16 protein-coding genes and 2 tRNA genes are annotated in these 20,077 nt (G+C 64.5%); 14 read left to right on the top strand and 4 right to left on the bottom strand.

Annotated elements, in window-relative coordinates:
- Positions 1–86 precede the first annotated feature (86 nt).
- Together NFG57_RS16485 and NFG57_RS16480 are read right to left on the bottom strand one after the other, a co-directional pair.
- Entirely contained in the window at positions 87–3,158 is a 3,072-nt protein-coding gene (locus NFG57_RS16485; RefSeq protein WP_348814794.1) for an efflux RND transporter permease subunit, read from the bottom strand.
- Positions 3,159–3,161: 3 nt separating this feature from the next.
- The gene (locus NFG57_RS16480) at positions 3,162–4,283 is read right to left on the bottom strand and encodes an efflux RND transporter periplasmic adaptor subunit (RefSeq protein WP_213229929.1); all 1,122 of its coding nucleotides are present in this window, start codon (positions 4,281–4,283) and stop codon (positions 3,162–3,164) included.
- Positions 4,284–4,511: 228 nt separating this feature from the next.
- On the opposite strand from NFG57_RS16480, the gene NFG57_RS16475 reads away from it, so the two are divergent.
- The 7 genes from NFG57_RS16475 to nadA all read left to right on the top strand — a co-directional run bounded on the left by NFG57_RS16475 (position 4,512) and on the right by nadA (position 11,305).
- A complete protein-coding gene (locus NFG57_RS16475; RefSeq protein WP_348814793.1) occupies positions 4,512–6,353 on the top strand; it encodes a DEAD/DEAH box helicase in 1,842 nt (613 codons plus the stop codon).
- 163 nt (positions 6,354–6,516) lie between these two features.
- Entirely contained in the window at positions 6,517–7,692 is a 1,176-nt protein-coding gene (locus NFG57_RS16470; RefSeq protein WP_348814792.1) for a ScpA family protein, read from the top strand.
- Positions 7,689–8,666, top strand: coding sequence for an SMC-Scp complex subunit ScpB (gene scpB, locus NFG57_RS16465; RefSeq protein WP_348814791.1), 978 nt, complete (start codon positions 7,689–7,691; stop codon positions 8,664–8,666). Before NFG57_RS16470 ends, scpB begins: the two co-directional genes overlap by 4 nt.
- Positions 8,663–9,532, top strand: coding sequence for a 23S rRNA pseudouridine(2605) synthase RluB (gene rluB / locus NFG57_RS16460; RefSeq protein ID WP_045991996.1), 870 nt, complete (start codon positions 8,663–8,665; stop codon positions 9,530–9,532). Before scpB ends, rluB begins: the two co-directional genes overlap by 4 nt.
- 69 nt (positions 9,533–9,601) lie before the next feature.
- Positions 9,602–9,677 (top strand) — tRNA-Lys (locus NFG57_RS16455).
- 41 nt (positions 9,678–9,718) lie between these two features.
- Positions 9,719–9,794 (top strand) — tRNA-Lys (locus tag NFG57_RS16450).
- 482 nt (positions 9,795–10,276) lie between these two features.
- Positions 10,277–11,305 (top strand): quinolinate synthase NadA, encoded by a 1,029-nt coding sequence (nadA, locus tag NFG57_RS16445; RefSeq protein ID WP_045992009.1) that lies wholly within the window; start codon positions 10,277–10,279, stop codon positions 11,303–11,305.
- Positions 11,306–11,467: 162 nt separating this feature from the next.
- Here nadA and NFG57_RS16440 read toward each other — a convergent pair whose 3' ends face one another.
- The gene (locus NFG57_RS16440; protein ID WP_348814790.1) at positions 11,468–13,030 is read right to left on the bottom strand and encodes a M48 family metalloprotease; all 1,563 of its coding nucleotides are present in this window, start codon (positions 13,028–13,030) and stop codon (positions 11,468–11,470) included.
- A 147-nt stretch (positions 13,031–13,177) separates the two neighbouring features.
- Here NFG57_RS16440 and NFG57_RS16435 point away from each other — a divergent pair, with 147 nt between their 5' ends.
- The gene (locus NFG57_RS16435; protein ID WP_045991997.1) at positions 13,178–13,420 is read left to right on the top strand and encodes a sulfurtransferase TusA family protein; all 243 of its coding nucleotides are present in this window, start codon (positions 13,178–13,180) and stop codon (positions 13,418–13,420) included.
- Entirely contained in the window at positions 13,417–14,538 is a 1,122-nt protein-coding gene (locus NFG57_RS16430) for an AI-2E family transporter (protein ID WP_045991998.1), read from the top strand. The genes NFG57_RS16435 and NFG57_RS16430 overlap by 4 nt, the downstream gene beginning before the upstream one ends.
- A 94-nt stretch (positions 14,539–14,632) precedes the next feature.
- Here the strand turns inward: NFG57_RS16430 and NFG57_RS16425 are convergent, their stop codons facing one another.
- Complete coding sequence (locus tag NFG57_RS16425; protein WP_108449973.1) at positions 14,633–15,109, bottom strand: peroxiredoxin; 477 nt, start codon at positions 15,107–15,109, stop codon at positions 14,633–14,635.
- 213 nt (positions 15,110–15,322) lie between these two features.
- Between NFG57_RS16425 and dapA the strand changes: the two genes are divergently transcribed.
- The 5 genes from dapA to NFG57_RS16400 all read left to right on the top strand — a co-directional run bounded on the left by dapA (position 15,323) and on the right by NFG57_RS16400 (position 19,520).
- Complete coding sequence (dapA, locus tag NFG57_RS16420) at positions 15,323–16,207, top strand: 4-hydroxy-tetrahydrodipicolinate synthase (RefSeq protein WP_045992000.1); 885 nt, start codon at positions 15,323–15,325, stop codon at positions 16,205–16,207.
- 60 nt (positions 16,208–16,267) lie between these two features.
- Entirely contained in the window at positions 16,268–17,233 is a 966-nt protein-coding gene (locus tag NFG57_RS16415; protein WP_045992001.1) for an outer membrane protein assembly factor BamC, read from the top strand.
- A complete protein-coding gene (locus tag NFG57_RS16410; protein WP_348814789.1) occupies positions 17,233–18,030 on the top strand; it encodes an MBL fold metallo-hydrolase in 798 nt (265 codons plus the stop codon). The genes NFG57_RS16415 and NFG57_RS16410 overlap by 1 nt, the downstream gene beginning before the upstream one ends.
- 56 nt (positions 18,031–18,086) lie before the next feature.
- Entirely contained in the window at positions 18,087–18,800 is a 714-nt protein-coding gene (purC, locus tag NFG57_RS16405; protein WP_348814788.1) for a phosphoribosylaminoimidazolesuccinocarboxamide synthase, read from the top strand.
- Positions 18,801–19,214: 414 nt separating this feature from the next.
- On the top strand, positions 19,215–19,520 hold the full coding sequence (locus NFG57_RS16400; protein ID WP_348814787.1) for a hypothetical protein: 306 nt from the start codon (positions 19,215–19,217) through the stop codon (positions 19,518–19,520).
- Positions 19,521–20,077: the final 557 nt, after the last annotated feature.

The following is a 20,077-nucleotide window of genomic DNA, read 5'->3' as shown; positions in this document are numbered from 1 at the left end:
CGGCGGCCTATGCCGCAAGCCAATGACAAGGCCCTCGCGGGTATTGCCCGCGAGGGCCTTGTCTTGCAGTCACCTTCCGATAGGGGTCAGGTTCCGGTGGCCCCCTTGACTGGCGACGGAGGATGGATACGGAACAGGGTGGCGTAGATCACCGGCAGGATGACCAGGGTCAGCAGGGTGGCCGCACCCAGACCGAACACGATGACCACCGCCATGGAGGCGAAGAAGGCGTCGCCGAACAGCGGGATCATGCCCAGCATGGTGGTGATCGCCGCCATGGACACCGGCCGTACCCGGCTGATGGCGGCGGCCATCACCGCATCGAAGGGCGCCTCGTACAGCGGCATCTGGATCTTGATCTCCTCGACCAGCACGATGGCGTTCTTGAGCACCATGCCGACCAGGCTCAGGGTGCCGAGCAGCGCCATGAAGGTGAAGGGGGCGTTGAAGGTCAGAAGACCGCCGACGATACCGATCACGGTCAAGGGCACGATGGCCCAGATCGCCAGCGACTGGCGCAGGTTGCCGAACAGCAGCATGGTCAGGATGAACATGCCGAGGATGCCCAGCGGCAACAGCTTGAACAGCGCCTTCTTGGCGTCACGCGAGGTCTCGTCCTCGCCGCCCCAGCCCAGGTGGTAGCCCTCGGGAAGCTCGATGGCCTCGATCTGGGGCTTGAGCCGCGCAAGGATATTGGCCGCCGTCTCGCCGGACAGCGGTAGCGGCTCGGCGTAGACCGCCAGCATGCGCTGACGGTCGCGACGCTTGATCAGCGGATCATGCAGCTGGGTCTCGAGCGGCCCCAGCACACTGCCGGCGCTGATGTAGGTCTGCTGCTCGGCGCTCCAGACGTTGAGGCTGGCGATGTCGTTGAGGCCGTAGCGCTCTTGCCGTTCATCGCGCAGCACGATGGGGATCAGGTCGGAGCCCTCGCGGTAGACGCCGGCCATCTGGCCGTCGTTGTGGATCAGCAACGCCTGGTGCAGCGCCTGGCGGGTGACGCCGACGCGCCGCGCCTGCTGCTCGAGAAACTCAGGCGTCAGCTCCTCGACCCGATTGCCCCAGGACAGGCGGATGCTGTCGACGAAGGGCTCGGCGCGGAACACCTCGCTGACCTCGGTGGCGAGCTTGCGCAGGGTGTCCGGGTCCGGGCCGTACAGGCGCGCCTCCAGGCTGGCCTTGGCCGCAGGACCGACCTGCAGCGCCTGGACCTTGTACTGCACCTCGGGATAGTCATCGCGCAGCAGGGTGATGATCTCGGCCATGCGGCTTGCTCGGCTGTCGAGATCCTCGGTCTCCACGATCAGCTGGCTATAGCTCGCGTAGCGGTCCTCGGGTGAGTAGGTCAGGGTGAAGCGCTGTGCGCCGCCGCCGATCACACTGGTTACGTGGGTGACCTGGTCCATCTTCGCCACCTGGGCCTCCAGGCGCGAGGCCACCCGCTCGCTCTCGAGAATGTCGGTGCCCTCCGGCATCCACACATCGACGAAGAACAGCGGTGTGGTGGAATCCGGGAAGAAGGCGTTCTTGATGTTGGAGGACAGCGCGAAGGCGCCGACCAGAAGGCCCACGCAGACCGCGATGGTCAGCCAGCGAAAGCGAATGCCCTTGTCGACCAGCCAGCCGAACAGCTGGAAGATCACTCCCTTGTAGGGATCCTCGTGACTGTCGCCGTCGCCGATCTCACGATCCTTGAAGAAGATGTCGAAGAAGAAGGGGGTCAGCGTTAGGGCGGTGATCCAGCTCAGCAGCAGCGAATAGAACAGCACCCAGAACAGCGAGCCCACCAGTTCGCCGGTGGCGTCCGGCGACAGGCCGATGGGGGCGAAGGCGGTGATGGCGATGGCGGTGGCGCCGAGCAGTGGCAGCCAGTTCTGGCCGGCCACCTCCTTGGCTGCCTCGAGCTTGCTCTTGCCCTTGCCAAGGCCGATCAGCATGCCCTCGGTGACCACGATGGCGTTGTCCACCAGCATGCCCAGGGCAATGATCAGGGCCCCCAGCGAGACCTTCTGCAACTGCAGGCCGTGGGCGGCCATCAGCATCAGCGTGCCGAGGATGGTGATCGACAGGATCAGCCCCATCAGAAGGCCGGAGCGCAGGCCCATGAACACCAGCAGCACCACGATGACGATGCCCACCGACTCCATCAGGTTGATGACGAAGCCGGACACCGCTTCCTTGACCACCTGGGGCTGGTGGTAGACCGGGGTCAGTTGCATACCCAGCGGCAGGCGGGATTCCAGTTCGGCCAGGCGGGCGTCCACCGCTTCACCAACCTTGACCACGTTGACCCCGGACACGAACGACAGGCCAAGCGAGATCGCCGGCTTGCCGTCGGCATGGTAGAGCTGGCCGGGACGGTCGGTGAGCGCGCGCGTCACCGTGGCGATGTCGCCCAGGTGCACCGGGTTGGCGCCGGGGCGACCGACGATCAGGTCCTCCAGCGCCTCGACGCTTCTGAATTCGCCGCTGGGCTGCAGCGAGATGATCTTGCCGTGTCGACGCACGCTGCCGGCGTCGGCTACCGCGTTCTGGGCGTTGAGCAGGCCGATCAGCGCATCCGGGGGAATGTTCAGAGCCTGCATGCGCTCGCGGTTGAGCGAGATGGTCACCTGCTCCGGGCGATCACCGGCGATCACCACCTTCTTGACGCCCTCGATCAGGCGCAGTTCGCGCTGCAGGAAGTCGGCCTGATTCTTCAGGTCGTAAAGGCTGTAGTCATCGCCGGATAGATTGAACAACAGACCGTAGACGTCGCTGAAGTCGTCCACCACCAGCGACTCCGAGGTGCCGGGGGGCAGGCCCGCCTGGGCATCGCCGATCTTGCGCCGAAGCAGGTCCCAGTACTGGGGCAGGGCAGTGCCCTGGACGTCGGTGTCGAGCTCCACGGTGATCTGGGAGAGCCCGGCGCTGTTCACCGAGCTGACCCGCTTGAGGTTGGGGATCTCCTGGATCGCCTTTTCCAGGCGCAGCGTCACTTCTTCCTCGACCTGCTGCGGGTTGGCGCCGGGGTAGGCGGTGCTGACCAGCGCCATGCGGATGGTGAAGTCGGGAAACTCCAGCTGCCCCAGGCCCAGAAAGGAGACGATACCGCCCACCGACAGCAGGATCGTGACCATCCAGCTGATGGTCTTGTTGCGCAGAAAATAGCCGACCATGACCTAGAGCCCCTCTTCCTGGGTCCAGGCGGTGACGCGAAGACCTTGGCGCATCAGATGAGCGCCGGCGCCGACCAGTCGGTCGCCGGCCGCCAGGTCGCCGGCGATGAATATGCCGTCGTCGCTGGCGGTGCGGACCTGTACCGGTACCGCTTCCACCTTGCCCGAGGCTTCGTCGTCGGCGATATAGCGCCACACCACCGTGGCCTCGGGGTCGTCCTCCAGGGTGACCACGGTGCCCAGCGGCACCCGCCACAGGCCGTCGCTTTCGCCGGTCAGGGCGTTGAGGTCCATCGATACCACGGCGCTCATGCCGGCCAGCACGTAGACGTCGTCCGGCGTCGGCAGGGTCAGGGTGACGGTGTAGCTGAGGGTGCCGCTGGAGGCGCGGGTATCGTGCTCCTTGTAGCGCGCGGGGAAACGACGCTCGTCATCGCCGAAGCGCACCCAGGCGACGCTGTCGGCCTTCTCGAGGGCGGCACGCACGCGTTCCAGATCGAGCTGGCGGATCTGCTGTTCGGGCAGGTCGAAGGTCACGTCGATATTGCCGGGCTGCTGCAGCACGGCGATGGTCTGCTGGGGGGCCACCACCTGGAAATTGTCCACCGGCACGCTGGCGATGACGCCGTCGAAGGGCGCCTTCAGCTCGGTGTAGCCGAGCTGATCCTTGGCCAGGTCGAACTGGGCCTGGGCCGACAGGAAGGCCGCCCGGGCTTCATCGAAGGCGGCGCGGCTGATGGCGCCTTTTTCCAGCGATATCTGCATGCGGCGGTAGGTCGCCAGCGCCAGGTCGTAGCTCGACTGGGCGTTGGACAAGGCGTTGCGGGCGTCGCGGTCGTCGAGCAGGGCGATACGTTCGCCACTGGTAACCGCCTGGCCGGCCTGGACGTTCAACTCCTTGAGTTCCCCGCCGATGCGAAAGGCCAGGTCGGTGCGTTCGGAGGCCTCGACCACGCCGGGGTAGCGAGTCAGGGACCGATTGCCCATCTCGTCCAGGGTGAGCAGCTTGACCGGGCGGGTGACCTGCTTGGCCAGGGGCGGATCTCCCTCGGAGCAGCCCTGCAGCAGGGGCAGACCGGCAAAGACGAGCAGGGAGGCCATCTGACAGAGTTGGCGAAGCGACATGGCTGAGTCCTTGAAGACGGAGCCGCTTGACGTGCGGCGTGACTCGCCGAGGCCGGTGCCCCAGGGCTGCCCGGAGGGTGGGGAGGGTCCGGCCCTGTTGTGGAGCATCGAGCGCTTGGCGTAGAGTGCGTCGGTTCGACGCGCAGGCGCCTATGCTACTGGCGCCGAGTGCACGCTGATGTGTCGTGGATCAATATTTGCCGAACCCTGCAGAGGAAAGGCGTCGTCATGCCCCAGACCGAGCCCCGGCTCCCGCCATCGTCGCCTCCCGCCCCCGCAGGGCCAGAGCTGCGGCCCTATCAGCACGAGGCGGTGAAACGCGTCGTCGGGCACTTTCGCCAGTCCGACGAGCCTGCGGTGGTGGTGTTGCCCACCGGCAGCGGCAAGTCCCTGGTCATCGCCGAACTGGCCCGCCTGGCCCGGGGGCGGGTGCTGGTGCTGGCCCACGTGCGTGAGCTGGTCGAGCAGAATCACGCCAAGTACCTGGCCTACGGCCTCGAGGCGGACATCTTCAGCGCCGGACTCGGGCGCAAGGAGAGCGCCCGCCAGGTGGTGTTCGGCTCGGTGCAGTCGGTGGTTCGCCACCTGGACGCGGTAAGTGACGAGCAGAACGCCAATGGCCCCTTCACCCTGCTGGTGATCGATGAGTGCCACCGGGTATCGCTGGACGCGGACTCCTCCTATCGGCGGGTCATCGACCATCTGCGTTCTCGCAATCCCTCGCTCAAGGTGCTGGGATTGACCGCGACGCCGTATCGACTGGGCCAGGGCTTCATCTACCACCGCCACCACCACGGCATGGTGCGCGGTGACGCGGACAGCTTCTTTGGCGACTGCGTGTTCGAGCAGCCGCTGCGGCTGATGGTGCGCCAGGGCTACCTGGCAAGCCCGCTCAAGGTGGATGCGGCGGTGGCCCGCTACGACTTCTCGCAACTGGCGCGGGGGACCGGCGGGCTATATCGCGAGGAAGAGCTCAATCGTGTGGTGGCCGGGCACCGGGCCACGCCGGGCATCATCGCCGAGGTGATCGAGCGGGCGCGGCAGCGCGAGGGGGTCATGCTGTTTGCGGCAAGCGTGGCCCACGCCGAGGAGATCCTCGGTTATCTGCCGGCACAGATATCGGCACTGATCACTGGCGATACCGACAGTGACGAGCGCACCCGGCTGATCGAGGACTTCAAGGCGAAACGGCTCAAGTACCTGGTCAACGTCTCGGTGCTGACCACCGGCTTCGATGCGCCCCATGTGGACCTGATCGCGATCCTCAGGCCCACCGAGTCCGTCGGCCTGTACCAGCAGATCGTCGGGCGAGGGCTCAGGCTCTCGCCCGGCAAGCGCGACTGTCTGATCCTCGACTACGCCGGCAATCCCTGGGACCTGTATGCGCCGGAGGTGGGCAGTCCGCGGCCGGACAGCGACAGCGAGCCGGTGCAGGTGCCCTGTCCGCTGTGTGGCCACGCCAACCTGTTCTGGGGCAAGCGCGACGGCGAGCTGGTGATCGAACACTTCGGCCGTCGCTGCCAGGGCCTGGTCGACGCCGAAGGCAGGGCGCTGGCCGCCGCCGAGCCAGGGGCGCGCCAGTGCGACTTTCGTTTTCGCTTCAAGACCTGCGGCGACTGCGGCGCCGAGAACGATATCGCCGCCCGACGCTGCCATGGTTGCCAGACGCTGCTGGTGGACGCCGATGACAAGCTGCGCGAGGCCTTGAAGCTCAAGGACGCCAGGGTGCTGCGGGTCAGCGGCATGCTGCTCGAGTCCACCGTCAATGGGCGCGGACTGCCGCGGCTCAAGGTCACCTACCATGACGAGGATGGCGCCACCCTGGCCGAGTGGTTCGCGTTGGAGACGCCCGCCCAGCGGCGGGCCTTCGAGGCGGTGTTTCTGCGTGATCACGCCCGGGCGCCCGGAGTGCCCTGGTCGCCGACGTCACCCGATCAGGTATGTCGCGAGCAGCAAAGACTCAGGGCCCCGGATTTCGTGGTCGGACGCAAGGTGGGGCGTCACTGGCAGGTGCGTGAAAAGCTGTTCGACTATCGCGGCCGCTATCGCACCGCCGACAGCGCCGACTGACGCGCCGCCTGAAGTGCCGACTGAAGCACCGACTGGGCCTCGCTGATTTAGCCAGATCGCGCGGAGCTTGATAGACTGGGGGATTGGTGGCGCCTCGGTCCAAGCGGCCGCATCCTCCCTTGTTCATCGTAACCACTACCATGGCAACCCAGGTCCCCCACGCGTGAGCGACTCGCCGACGACACAACAACCCCAGGGTGGGACTGACGAGGAAGGTGCAGCGACTCGGCCTGACGCCGAGGGCGATTTCGATGCCCAGGCTCAGGTCCAGGCCCAGGCCCAGGCCGGTGCGGCCCCTCGCGCCGAGGTCGAAGCCCACGCCCAGGTGCTGGGACGCCTGTTCGATGAGCCGATCACCGAGCTGCCCGAGGATCTGTACATTCCCCCGGAGGCGCTCAGGGTCTTTCTCGAGACCTTCGAGGGACCGCTTGACCTGCTGCTCTATCTGATTCGCCGGCAGAATCTGGATATCCTGTCGATCAACGTGGCCGCCATCACCCACCAGTACATCGAGTACGTGGAACTGATGAAGGCCATGGAAATCGAACTGGCCGGCGAGTACCTGCTGATGGCGGCGATGCTGGCCGAGATCAAGTCGCGCACCCTGTTGCCGCGCCCGCCCAGGAGCGAGGACGGTGACGAGGACGAAGACCCCCGCGCCGAGCTGATTCGCCGTCTGCAGGAGTACGAGCGGCTCAAGCTCGCCGCCGAGGCCCTGGCGGAGTTGCCCCGGGTTGGACGTGACTGGTTTCCCGCCCGGGCGGCGCTGCCCCCGGTGGAGGCCCGGGTCATCCACCCGGACGTCGAGCTCGATGAATTGCTTGGCGCACTGGCCGGCATTCTGCGCCGGGCCGAACTCAACCAGGCCCACCAGATCGAAAGTGAAGTGCTGTCGACCCGGGAGCGCATGCTGGCGATCATGGAGCGCCTGACCCATGAGCACTACACCCCCTTCGAGGCGCTATTCTCGCTTGATGAGGGCAGGGCCGGGGTGGTGGTGACCTTCATGGCGATCCTGGAACTGGCCAAGGAGGCGATGATCGAAATCGTCCAGAATGCGCCGATGTCACCGATCCACGTCAGGGCGAGGTTGGCCGAGGACGGCGACGAAGATCCGTACGAAGGGCTTGAGGACGAGGGCGAGAGCGCCTTCGACGACGAAACCTTCGACGACGAAACCTTCGGCGATACCTTTGGTGATGCCTTTGATGATAGCGCCGCCGAGGACAGCGCTATTGACGACGAGGCGGGCGACGACAGCGCCTTCGATGATGCTGGTGAACCGCATGGGCGTATCGGTCAGTCGGTTGACAAGACACAGGGAGATGAGCCCGCATGAGCGTGATGGAGACGCCCGATGCGTTGGACGACATCGTCGAGGCGGCGCTGCTGGCCGCCGGCCAACCGCTGGCGCTGGACCGCCTCGAACAGCTGTTCGATGAACACGAGCGCCCGCCGCGACGGGCGCTCAAGGAAGCGCTGGAGCGATTGTCCGAGCGTCACCTGAGAGGCGCCATGGAGCTGATCGAGACCGCCTCCGGGTACCAGCTGCGCATTCGCCCGCGGCTGGCCAACTGGGTCGCCCGGTTGTGGGATGAACGCCCCCAGCGCTATTCCCGGGCGTTGCTGGAGACGCTGGCGCTGATCGCCTATCGTCAGCCGGTGACCCGGGGCGATATCGAGGAGGTCCGCGGGGTCACGGTGAGTGGCTCGATCATGCGCACCCTGCTCGATCGTGGCTGGATTCGCGTGGTAGGGCACCGAGACGTGCCGGGACGGCCGGCGGTGTTCGCCACCACCCGTGGCTTTCTGGACGATTTCGGTCTCAAGACCCTCGACGAACTTCCACCGATGCACGAGCTCAAGCAGTTCGAGCAGTTCGACACCGAGGACGAACCACCGCCTCCGCCCTCGGCGCTGCTGGCCCAGGCCGACGAGCCGCTGGACGACGATGGTGAGACCGCCGAGGGTGAAACTGCCGAGGGTGAACCCGCTGAAGATGGAAGCGCTGAAGTTGGCAGCGCTGAAGCTGCAACCGAAAGAGGCGAGACCGAGGAAGGCGAGGCATCATCGCCCGATAAGGATGAAGTGACGGCTTCCCGCGAGGAAGCCGAGACGACGGCGGGCCAAACGCCCGACGTCAATCAACCGACGGCCGGGACGGCCGACGACGAGCACGCCGGGATGGCGTCCGAACGGGCTCGCCTGAGCTTTGCCGATCTGGAAGCCAGGCTGTCCGAACGCGCCCGGGGCCGCGTCGATGATGACGCTGCCTCGGGGGTGGAACCCACAGAGAGTGAGAACGACGAATGACGACCACCAGCGAAAAACTGCAGAAGGTGCTGGCGCGTGCCGGCCTAGGATCCCGCCGGGAGATGGAGGCCGCCATCGCCGATGGCCGGGTCAAGGTCAACGGCAGCGTGGCGACCCTGGGCGACCGAGTGGAGGCCCGTGACCGGGTCAGTTTCGATGACCGACCGATCACCCTGCGCGCCGCCGACGAGGTGCCAAGGCGGGTGATCATGTACAACAAGCCCGAGGGCGAGCTGTGCACGCGCAAGGATCCAGAGGGGCGGCGTACGGTATTCGACCGCCTGCCGCGCCTCAAGGGCGAGCGCTGGATCGCGATTGGCCGCCTGGACATCAACACCAGCGGGCTGTTGCTGTTCACCACCGACGGCGAGCTGGCCAACCGGCTGATGCATCCTTCCACCGAGATCGAGCGCGAATACGCGGTGCGAGTCATGGGGGAGGTCAAGCGTGAGCACGTGGTAGCCATGGTCGAAGGCGTGATGCTCGAGGATGGTCCGGCACGCTTCAGCGACGTCCAGGAGTTCGGTGGCGAGGGCATCAACACCTGGTTCCACGTGGTCATCATGGAAGGCCGCAACCGCGAGGTCAGGCGTCTGTGGGAGTCCCAGGGGCTGACCGTCAGTCGCCTCAAACGGGTCCGCTACGGCAACATCTTCCTCGACAAGCGGGCCAAGGCCGGCGAGTGGACCGAGCTTTCTCAGGACGAGGTCGACGACCTGGCCGGACTGGCGGGACTAGAATCGCGCAAGGTGCCTGAGTTGACGCCGGACGAGAAGAATCGCTGGAGCCGCGACAAGAACAAGCGTCGCCCGGTGCACACGATGAAGCGTGGCGGCAAGCCGGATCGCGGCGACAAGAAGCGCTAAAGATACGGTAATCGAAAAAAACACTTGCGTCGAAAGGGGCATATCCGTAATATCTGCACCCGTTCGGAAGGGTCGTTAGCTCAGTTGGTAGAGCAGTTGGCTTTTAACCAATTGGTCGTAGGTTCGAATCCTACACGACCCACCATCCGAACCTGTGCATGGTCAGGACGATGTCCTGTCATGATCGGGTCGTTAGCTCAGTTGGTAGAGCAGTTGGCTTTTAACCAATTGGTCGTAGGTTCGAATCCTACACGACCCACCAGATTCACGGCCCTCGCTGCTTGCAGCGGGGGCCGTTTTTCGTTTGCGCAGTCCGCGGTTAGAGTCGCCGCCGCAGCCACGACGGCGCTGTCAGCCTGAACAGGCCATCCCTCAAGCGGCGCAAGTACGCCGCGCCGACGGCGTCGAGCCGATGCCATCGTGTCGGCAGGGAGTCGAGAACAGGTATGCCTCAGGCGCAATCTTGCGCCGATGCCATGCGTGGAGACTCGGCATAACCGTCCGCCTGCGTTAAACTGTCAAGTGACTCGCCGCTGCGATAGACGCATGGGCGAGGGAGAGAACCACCGGCAGCGGGTCTGGAGCGGCAGTGACGCCTTTCCAGCGCCGCATCAGGAGTCGCAGCTGGCGCTATCGGCGCCGGGCTCCACGCTCGAGGGTTCTCCTGGCGTGTCGCCGAACGGAGCGTTCGCGGCACTGTCCCATCAGCAGGGGGATCCCCTGTCGATCACAGTGGTAGACACGATGACGATCATGACTTCTCGCGCCGAGATCAGAGAGCATCTCGCGCGCCCGTACTGCCCTACCCGTATTCCCTCGGAAGACGCTGCGCGCGTCGAAGAGATCAAGCGCCTGCTCAAGGCTCACAATGCCGTACTGGTGGCGCACTACTACACCGATGACGCTATCCAGCAGCTGGCCGAAGAGACCGGCGGCTGTGTCGCCGATTCGCTGGAGATGGCGCGCTTCGGTGCACGCCACGAGGCCGATACGCTGGTGGTGGCCGGCGTGCGCTTCATGGGCGAGACCGCCAAGATCCTGTCACCGGAAAAGCGCGTGCTGATGCCGACCCTGGAGGCCACCTGCTCGCTGGACGTGGGTTGCCCGGAGGACGAGTTCGCGGCCTTCTGCGACGCCCATCCGGATCGCACCGTGGTGGTCTATGCCAACACCTCGGCGGCGGTCAAGGCGCGTGCCGATTGGGTGGTTACGTCCTCCATCGCGGTGGACGTCATCGAGCACCTCAAGGCCAGGGGCGAGAAGATCCTGTGGGCCCCGGACAAGCACCTGGGCGGCTATATCCAGAAGCAGACCGGCGCCGACATGCTGTTGTGGGACGGCGCCTGCATCGTCCACGAGGAGTTCAAGGCCAAGGGGGTCGAGGACCTCAAGTCGGTCTATCCGGACGCTGCCGTGCTGGTGCACCCGGAGTCGCCCGAAGCGGTGGTCAGTCTGGCCGACGTCGCCGGTTCCACCTCCCAGTTGATCAAGGCGGCCAAGGAGCTGCCCAACGAGCAGCTGATCGTCGCTACCGATCGCGGCATCTTCTTCAAGATGCAGCAGGCGGTGCCCGACAAGACCCTGTTCGAGGCCCCGACGGCGGGCAATGGCGCGACCTGTCGAAGCTGCGCCCACTGCCCGTGGATGGCGATGAACGCCCTGGACAATCTGGCCGCCGCGCTGCGAGAGGGCAGCGGTGAAATCCAGGTCAGCGACGCCCTGCGCACCCAGGCGCTGAAGCCGCTGACGCGTATGCTGGAGTTTCAGGCCTGAGGCCAGCCGTTACTTTTCCTGGTGACACCCCGCGCCCACGAGCCCACGCCCACGAGAGAGTCTCGTGGGCGCTTTTGTTCATGGGCCGAGTCGTCTGTGGGCTGGCCTGAGTACTGTGTCGTCACCGCGCCCATCGCTGTCGGGTTCAGCGGAGCTTCCGGCTCAGCGGAATTTCTCCATGGTGCGCCGGTAGTCGAGGAAGGCGTCTCGACGACGCTGAATGCTTGACCTGGCGTTGAGGTCGCCTTCGCGCTCGGCCATCGCCTCGGCGACCTCCAGCTGGCGAATGGCGCGATCGATCTCACCGGTCAGCTGCAGTTGCTCGGCTCTGGCCAGATGGCCCCAGGCTTCGCGGCCACTGCGCCCGGCGGCTTCCGCCAGCAGCCCGAACACGGTGGGGTCCTCGGGACGGCGCTGGGCCAGTTCGTGGAGTTCCCGGTAGGCCGCGTCGGGGTCGCGCTGCAAGAGCGCCTCGCCCAGCAGCTGGCTGGTCGGTGGGTAGCCCGGCATCAGGCGCAACTGGCGTCGGGCACGCTCGATGGCCTCGTCGACGCGCCCGCCCTCCAGCGCCACCTGGACGGCGCTGGCGGGCAGCAGGGCGGTATCCGGGTGGGCCCGTGCCAGGCCGTCGAGCGTATTCAGTGCCGAGCCGGTCTGGCCGGCCCGGGCGTCGATCAGCGCCTGCAGATAGCGCTGGGCGTCCGCCGGCGCCTGGTCCTGGCGCATCACGGTCATCGCCTGGCCGGGCGCACGCTCGTGGATCGCCAGCAGTGCCCGGGCACGGATGAACTGGTACTGCAGTTCATCCGGTGCCGAGCCCGTCACCCGGGTCTGGTTGACCCTGGCCTGAGTGTCGCTGATGCGTGATTCGGTGATCGGGTGGGTCAGCAGGAACTCCGGCGGGGTGCCGCCCTGGAGGCTCATCAGGCGTTGCATGGAGCGAAACATGTCGACCATGGCCTGGGGCTCGTAGCCGGCGCTGGCCATGGCCTGCAGGCCGATGCGGTCGGCCTCTTCCTCGTAGCGACGCGAGTAGCGCAACTGGTCCTGGATCATCGCCGCCTGGCTGCCGGCCAGGGCCGCGATGCCGGCGTCACCGGCGCCGCTGGCGGCCAGGATCAGGCCTGCCAGCATGGTGGCCATGGCCGGCACCTGGGTCTGCTCGGCGCGTGCCTTGCTACGGGCGTAGTGGCGCTGTGACAGGTGGCCCAGCTCGTGGGCCAGTACCGAGGCCACCTCGGCCTCCTGGTCGGCGAAGGCGAACAGGCCGGTGTTGACGCCGACCACGCCGCCGGGGACGGCGAAGGCGTTCAGGGTCTTGTTGTCGACCAGGGTGATGGTGGTGTTGATGCCTCCCAGGTCGCTGTAGGGCACCAGGCGGCCGACCAGTGTCTCCACATAGTGCTGGGCCAGGGGGTCGCGCCATTCCGGCACGTGGGCGCGAAACTGGCGTAGCCAGGCACGTCCAAGGCGGGTTTCCTCGCCGCTGATGGCGTTGCTGCCGGTGGACATCAGCGATGGCAGGTTCAGCTCCCTCGGCTGATCGAGCAGGGTGCCCTGGTCCAGATACTGGGCCTGGACCGTGGTGGCGTTCAGGCTCAACGCAAGCGTCGACGCCAGGGCCAGACCCGGCATCGGGCGCCAGCGGCCACGATGCCAAGGCGATGCCTGACGGCGTGCCCCCGCGGGGCGAGCGGTGACGGCAAACAGCGTGCGCTTGGGCATCGAAATCCTCGTCGATAGCGTTGGAGGGGGTTGCCTTGGGACATTGATTCAGCCGGAAAAGTGCCTTTAAATCGCAAGGGCTCGCCCCTCGGGGCAACGGCGCTGCGATGTGCAGCGATCCGATATCGCATTCTCTCGGGAGAGATCATGGCAGTGCAACCTGACGATGTGCTAGATGCGTGCGGACTTCCGTGTCCGCTGCCGCTGCTCAAGGCCAAGCAGGCGCTGTCGCGCCTGTCGCCTGGGCAGGTGCTGGAGGTCAGGGCCACCGACGCCGGTTCCTGGCGAGACTTTGAAAGCTTTGCCGAGCACAGCGCCCACGTGCTGGAAGGGCGCGAAGAACGCGACAAGGTCTATGTCTACTGGTTGCGCAAGGCGGGTGATGCATGAGTCTGCGTAGCGTATTTCGCGGCTGGGTCGATCACTACTTCTCCGATGAAGAGGCGGTGCTGCTGCTGGTGTTGCTGGTGGTGGGGCTGGCGGTGGTGATCTGGCTCGGCCAGATGCTGGCGCCCTTTCTCACCGCGCTGGTGGTGGCCTTTCTGCTGCAGGGCGCGGTCAACGCCCTGACGCGACGCAAGGTGCCACACCTGGTGGCGGTCATGACGGTCTTTCTGGCCTTTGTCGGGGTGCTGCTGGCGTTGGCGCTGATCCTGCTGCCGTTGATCTGGAACCAGCTCGCCAGCCTGATCCAGGAAGCGCCGCGGATGTTTGCTGCCGGCCAGCAGATGCTGGATGACCTGCAGATGAGCTACCCCCAGCTGATCACTCCTGACCTGGTCCAGGACTGGATCGCTGTGCTCAGCCGCGAGGCGACCCAATTGAGCCAGCGTGCGCTGACGCTGTCGCTGGCGTCGCTCGGCAATGTGCTGGGACTGCTCATCTACCTGGTGCTGGTGCCGATCCTGGTGCTGTTCATGCTCAAGGACCGTGACCGTCTGGTGGGCTTTACCGTGTCCCTGCTGCCGGCCAAGCGCGACCTGATGACCCGGGTGTGGAAGGAGATGGACTGCCAGATCGCCAACTATGTGCGCGGCAAGGCCACCGAGATCGTTATCGTCGGTAGCGTGACCTTCTTCACCTTCGCCTTCTTTGGCCTTCCCTATTCGGCGCTGTTGGCGGTACTGGTGGGTTTTTCGGTGCTGGTGCCCTACATCGGCGCCGCGGTGGCGACACTGCCGGTGGCGGCGGTAGCGGGCTTTCACTTTGGACTGGGGGACCAGTTTCTCTATGTGATCGTCGCCTACGGCGTGATCCAGGCGCTGGACGGCAACGTGCTGGTGCCGGTGCTGTTCTCCGAGGCGGTCAATCTGCACCCGGTGTCGATCATCCTGGCGGTGCTGTTCTTCGGCGGCGTCTGGGGTTTCTGGGGGGTGTTCTTCGCGATCCCGCTGGCGACCCTGTTGAAGGCGCTGGTCTATGCCTGGCCTCGCGGGATCAAGGAGCGCAGCATGGCAAGGTTGCCGCCCCACTCTGATGCAGGTACGGGGACCGGTACCGACGGTTGAGCGCTGCTCTCGAGGCGAAACACAATGCCCGGCCAATGGCCGGGCATTCGTCCTTTGCCGGGGAGGACGAGGCTTGCATCCGTAGGCCGGCGTGTCAGGACTGGGCGTGCAGTTCGCGGGCGGCTTCCAGCACTTCTTCCACGTGGCCCTTGACCTTGACCTTGCGCCATTCCCTGGCCAGGCGACCTTCGCTGTCGATCAGGAAGGTGCTGCGCTCGATACCCAGGTGCTCCTTGCCGTAGAGCTTCTTGAGCTTGATGACGTCGAACAGGCCACACACGGCTTCGTCCTTGTCTGATATCAGCTCGAAATTGAAGCCCTGCTTGGCCTTGAAGTTTTCCTGGGCGCGGATGCCGTCACGGGAGACGCCGATGACCACGGTGTTGGCGTCGTCGAAGTCTGCCTTGTGGTCACGAAAGTCACCGCCCTCGGTGGTACAGCCGGGGGTGCTGGCCTTGGGGTAGAAGTAGATCACCACCTGGCGACCGCGCAGTTGCGACAGGGTGATGGTGTTGTCGCCGGTGGCGCTGGCGCTGAAGTCGGGGACCGGCTCGCCGATGGACACTGTCATGGTGGCTCCAGAATCGCAAAAATAGGCGTCCGATTACACGCAATGACGCTCTTCATGTAAAGACGCGGCTGTACAGGATATGGCCGCCTGAGTACCATTTGTGCTCTGGTCACGACCACGCTTCCCCGGGTCGCGACCCCCTTGGCCACATTCGTTCACCCCGACCGCCATCGTCAGGGTCGCGGGAGGGCAGACAACAGAGGAACAACGAGGATGATCACGGGCAGTATTGTCGCCTTGGCGACACCGATGAAGGCCAACGGCGATATCGACTGGGAAGTGTTGCGCAAACTGGTGAATTTCCACCTCGACAATGGCACAGACGCCATCGTGGCGGCGGGTACCACCGGTGAGCCCACCACCATGACCTTCGCCGAGCACTTCGACGTGATTCGCAGCGTGGTCGAAGAGGTCAATGGCCGCATTCCCGTCATCGCCGGCACCGGTTCCAACAACACCACCGAGGCGGTGGAGCTGACCCGCTACGCCAAGGAAGTGGGGGCCGACTACTGCCTGACCGTGGCGCCTTACTACAACAAGCCGACCCAGGAAGGTTTGTATCAGCATTTCAAGGTGATCGCCGAGACCAGTGATCTGCCGGTGATCCTGTACAACGTGCCGGGACGCACCTGTTCGGACATCTACAACGAGACCGTGCTGCGTCTGGCCGAGGTCGACAACATCATCGGCCTCAAGGATGCCACCGGCAACCTGGAGCGCGCCGAGGACCTGATCGAACGCCTCAAGGGCAGCGACTTCATGCTCTACTCCGGCGATGACGCCACCGCCTGCGACTTCATGCTGATGGGCGGTCATGGCGATATCTCGGTGACCGCCAATGTGGCGCCGAAGGCCATGCACGAGTTGTGCGCCGCCGCCGTGGCCGGTGAAAGCGACAAGGCTCACCAGATCAACACCCGGCTTCTGCCCCTGCATACCAACCTGGGCATCGAGGCCAATCCTATCCCCGTCAAGTGGGCGCTCAACCGCATGGGTATCATCGAGCCCGGCATCCGCCTGCCGTTGACCTGGCTGAGCGAGAAGTATCACTCCACCATCAGCGAAGCCCTGCAGCTGGCAGGACTGATCGAGGACTGACGCCTGAACCGTGCCTCCGGTCGTGATGTCGTGGACCCAATTTTCAATCAAGGTGGATGCATGAATTCTGCGCTTAAAGGACTGCCGCTGGCGATGATCGCGGCCCTGACCCTGGCCGGCTGTGCCAAGGACGGTCACTATCACGATCGCAACGAGGATTACGCGGGCGCCCGTCAGGCGGCTCCGCTGACCCTCCCCGGCAGCCGCGACCAGAGCCGCTATCGCGATATCATGCCGGTGCCTCAGGCTCGCGGGGACTTCTACGCCCGCGAGGGGGACTTCGCCGCGCCCTTGCCCCAGACGCTGTCTGCCAGCACCGCAGTGGCCGCCGGTGACGTGGCGGTGCGCGAGACCGACGCCGATCGCTGGCTGGTGGTAGGGGCCGCGCCTGCGGTGGTATGGCCGGAGCTCGAGCGCTTCGTCGAACAGCGCGGACTGGAAATCACCCGCAGCGACAGCGCCAGCGGTGTCATCGAGACCTCCGACGCCAGCCTGGTACTGCGCCAGGGTCTCAGGTCGGGCACCAGTGAGGTGCGCTGTGATACCGCGGGCCAGCTCAACCGGCTGTGCCTGAACTCTCTGCAGCGTCACTTTGAAGCGCGTAGCGCCTCGGCCAGCATCGCCTCGGCGTCGGCCCAGCAGACGCCCGAAGCCGACAGCGTTCGCTTCGAGCCCCGCGGCGATGACTGGGTGATGGTGATGCCCTTCGACATCGAGCGGGCCTACGCCGAGCTCGCCTTCCAGCTCGAGAACAACTTCGAGATGGAAGATCGCCGGGAACTGGTCTCCGTGGATGAAAGCGGCAAGCGCTTCGTGATCGATTACATCACCGAGAGCGAGCGTACCCGTGGCTTCATCGACTCCTTGACCTCGATGGATCTGCTTGAGTCGATGCAACGCATCGAGCTCAGGTTGTCGCCCCAGGGCCAGGAAACCCTGATGGAGGCACGTAGCGCCGACGACGAGCCGCTTTCCGGCGATGACCAGCGTGAGCTGCTGCAGCGCATGGAGGGCTTGCTGCGCTGATGAGCGTCTGGCATGCCAATGGTTCCCGGGGAGGCTTGCGTTTCGCCTCCCTGGGCAGCGGAAGCAAGGGCAACGCCACCCTGGTCAGCGACGGCGAGTCGATGTTGCTGGTGGACTGCGGTTTCGGTCTCAAGGAGGCAGAACGCCGGCTGGCGCGGCTGGGTGTCCATCCGCGTCAGCTCGATGCCTTGCTGGTCACCCACGAGCATGGCGACCATGTGCGTGGCATCGGCCCCCTGGCCCGTCGCTATGACCTGCCGGTACATCTGACCCCGGGCACCTGGCTGTCCGGCAAGCTCGGCCGACTGCCCAGGACCCACTGGATCACCCCTCAGTCGCGTTTTGCCATCAAGGGACTCGACGTCGACGCCATCACGGTGCCCCACGACGCCCGAGAGCCGGTGCAGTTTCGTATCGCCGCAGGTGACAGGAAGCTGGGGCTGCTGACCGACCTGGGCCACCCCAGCGAACACGTGCGCCAGGCCTTTCGTGGCTGCGATGCCCTCGTGCTCGAGTGCAATCACGACGTGCGCATGCTGGCTGAAGGCCCCTATCCACCCAGTCTCAAGCGTCGTGTCGGCGGACGCTGGGGGCACCTGGCCAATGGCCAGGCGGCGGCGCTGTTGACCGAACTGGGGCTGGATAGGCTGCAGCGTATCGTCTGCTCCCACCTGTCGGAGCATAATAACCGCCCCGAACTCGCTCTGGAGGCATTGACGCCTCTGCTGGATGGCGACGAGACCCGCCTGACCGTGGCTGCCCAGGATGACGGCCTGGATTGGCAAGCGATTCACTGATTCAGGACCCCGGTCCTGCTTGAACCCCTTTTTTTGATTTGCCTGTGGAGGCACCCATGGAAAAGCGCGAAGAACTCTATGCCGGCAAGGCCAAGTCGGTCTATGCCACCGATGACCCGGATCGTCTGATCCTGCACTTTCGTGACGACACCAGCGCCTTCGACGGACGCCGCATGGAGTCGCTCGAGCGCAAGGGAATGGTCAACAACCGCTTCAATGCCTTCATCATGGCCAAGCTGGAAGAGGCCGGCATCCCCACCCACGTGGAAGAGCTGCTGTCGCTCACCGAGTGTGTGGTCAAGAAGCTCGACATGATTCCGGTGGAGTGCGTGGTACGCAACATCGCCGCCGGCAGTCTGGTCAAGCGTCTCGGCGTCAAGGAAGGCGAGCCGCTGACACCGCCGACCTTCGAGCTGTTTCTGAAAAACGACGAGCTCCACGATCCCATGGTCAACGAGTCCCTGGCCGAAAGCTTCGGTTGGGCCAGCGCCGAGCAGTTGGCCGAGATGAAGGCGCTGACCTTCAAGGTCAACGAGGTGCTCAAGCAGCTGTTCGCCGACGGCGGCATGCTGCTGGTGGACTACAAGCTCGAGTTCGGCGTATTCCACGGCAAGATCGTGCTGGGTGACGAATTCTCACCGGACGGCTGCCGTCTGTGGGACGCCAAGACCCGTGAAAAGCTCGACAAGGATCGCTTCCGCCAGGGGCTGGGCAGCGTCATCGAGTCCTACGAGGAAGTCGGCCGTCGTATCGGCATCGATTTTAGCTGACAGCCGCTTGCCGGCACTGGTCTGCGCTGACTGCCGCAAGGGCATGATGCAACGACGGTGGTGCAAGTGGTGATAACGCCGAAAGCATGTAGAGGATCGCCCGGGCCTGGCCCGGGCGATCTGCTTTCCGCTGCCCACGTCTGTACCAATGGCTGGGCTCCCACGAGTGAATGAAGTTCCTGGCGCTACGCTGATATTGGGTACTGGGAAGTGTCGACTCGGATAGGTGTGCGGCAACGTTATTCGCATTCCCGCAAGTCCTGAAACCCCCTGTGCCTGGTGTGGCTGCGTCTAACCGCAGTACAACACCTTCCTTTGCACTGAGCTGTCGGGAAAATTCCTGTTTATTTGACCATCGCTCGTCAGTTTTTGATGGCACCTGGCTATGGCTGGGGGGAAAGATGAATCTCATCAGTGCCCGTACAGCTTCTGAAACGGACCGTCAGTTTTTGTGCTTTATTTGGCGCGCCTTGCGCCAATTACAAGCAAGAAATGATCTGTGTCACGTTTAAAAATGGAAGTGACAGCGCTGCGCGTGTAGATTTTTTTAATCATGTTTCTTTTTGCAAGTTTTGTGTCCGGAAAGTCGGGTTTCTGCACGCTATTGGTTTTTTGATTCGTATTTCTGTTTTCAGGGTTTTTATAAGAGAGTTTTGGGTGGTTGAAGATGGATTTCGGATGAAAGTGAGTGTTTTGGTGGCGCACGAAGATGTCACCTAAGTATTGGTGGAAAGGAGGTCGGAGTGAGTGAATTGGATGGCCGTACTTTTTTGTTCGTTAACTCGCTCAAAACAGCAAGAAGTGGGAAAAAAAACGTTTGTATCACCTGTATCCTGATGTCTCTATCGGCTGTCACGCCTGGGCTGGGGTCGAGTAAAGCGGAGGCTGGCCCCCTCGTTGATGACTGTCCGACGGTGGCAGGTGAGGTCCGCAACATAGCGTCAGAGGAGGCAATGATACCTCTGACGTCACCGACTAAAGATAGATGTGTCATGCCAGGTGAGCCGTCGACGCCTGCCGACAAGCCTGAACAGTTTGTCGTCAATCGTTATCTGGCGCCGGTGGGCATCCAGCCCGCTGCGGGGGCATCTGCCATCCATATAGGCACCGGTGCCGTTGGCGATGGTGATGCCTCTATCGCGATGGGCTACTATGCGACCACGAGTGCGGCGGCAGATTCTGGTATTGCCCTGGGCGATCAGGCTGTTACCAGCGGTTTGGCCGGTGTCTCGATCGGGCGTGGGGCTTATGCGAAAAGCAAGAATGGCGTCGCTATT

The organism is Halomonas sp. H10-59, assembly GCF_040070555.1.
Classification (GTDB): Bacteria; Pseudomonadota; Gammaproteobacteria; order Pseudomonadales; family Halomonadaceae; genus Halomonas; species Halomonas litopenaei.
Note: the sequence above shows the minus strand (reverse complement) of the source record. Positions and strands in the feature narration are given on the sequence as shown.

Bases quoted from the DNA above. Each gene is read 5' to 3' on its own strand.
- NFG57_RS16485 (WP_348814794.1), bottom strand. From the start codon at position 3,158: ATGGTCGGCTATTTTCTGCGCAACAAGACCATCAGCTGGATGGTCACG.
- NFG57_RS16480 (WP_213229929.1), bottom strand. From the start codon at position 4,283: ATGTCGCTTCGCCAACTCTGTCAGATGGCCTCCCTGCTCGTCTTTGCC.
- NFG57_RS16475 (WP_348814793.1), top strand. From the start codon at position 4,512: ATGCCCCAGACCGAGCCCCGGCTCCCGCCATCGTCGCCTCCCGCCCCC.
- scpB (WP_348814791.1), top strand. From the start codon at position 7,689: ATGAGCGTGATGGAGACGCCCGATGCGTTGGACGACATCGTCGAGGCG.
- rluB (WP_045991996.1), top strand. From the start codon at position 8,663: ATGACGACCACCAGCGAAAAACTGCAGAAGGTGCTGGCGCGTGCCGGC.
- nadA (WP_045992009.1), top strand. From the start codon at position 10,277: ATGACGATCATGACTTCTCGCGCCGAGATCAGAGAGCATCTCGCGCGC.
- NFG57_RS16440 (WP_348814790.1), bottom strand. From the start codon at position 13,030: ATGCCCAAGCGCACGCTGTTTGCCGTCACCGCTCGCCCCGCGGGGGCA.
- NFG57_RS16435 (WP_045991997.1), top strand. From the start codon at position 13,178: ATGGCAGTGCAACCTGACGATGTGCTAGATGCGTGCGGACTTCCGTGT.
- NFG57_RS16430 (WP_045991998.1), top strand. From the start codon at position 13,417: ATGAGTCTGCGTAGCGTATTTCGCGGCTGGGTCGATCACTACTTCTCC.
- NFG57_RS16425 (WP_108449973.1), bottom strand. From the start codon at position 15,109: ATGACAGTGTCCATCGGCGAGCCGGTCCCCGACTTCAGCGCCAGCGCC.
- dapA (WP_045992000.1), top strand. From the start codon at position 15,323: ATGATCACGGGCAGTATTGTCGCCTTGGCGACACCGATGAAGGCCAAC.
- NFG57_RS16415 (WP_045992001.1), top strand. From the start codon at position 16,268: ATGAATTCTGCGCTTAAAGGACTGCCGCTGGCGATGATCGCGGCCCTG.
- NFG57_RS16410 (WP_348814789.1), top strand. From the start codon at position 17,233: ATGAGCGTCTGGCATGCCAATGGTTCCCGGGGAGGCTTGCGTTTCGCC.
- purC (WP_348814788.1), top strand. From the start codon at position 18,087: ATGGAAAAGCGCGAAGAACTCTATGCCGGCAAGGCCAAGTCGGTCTAT.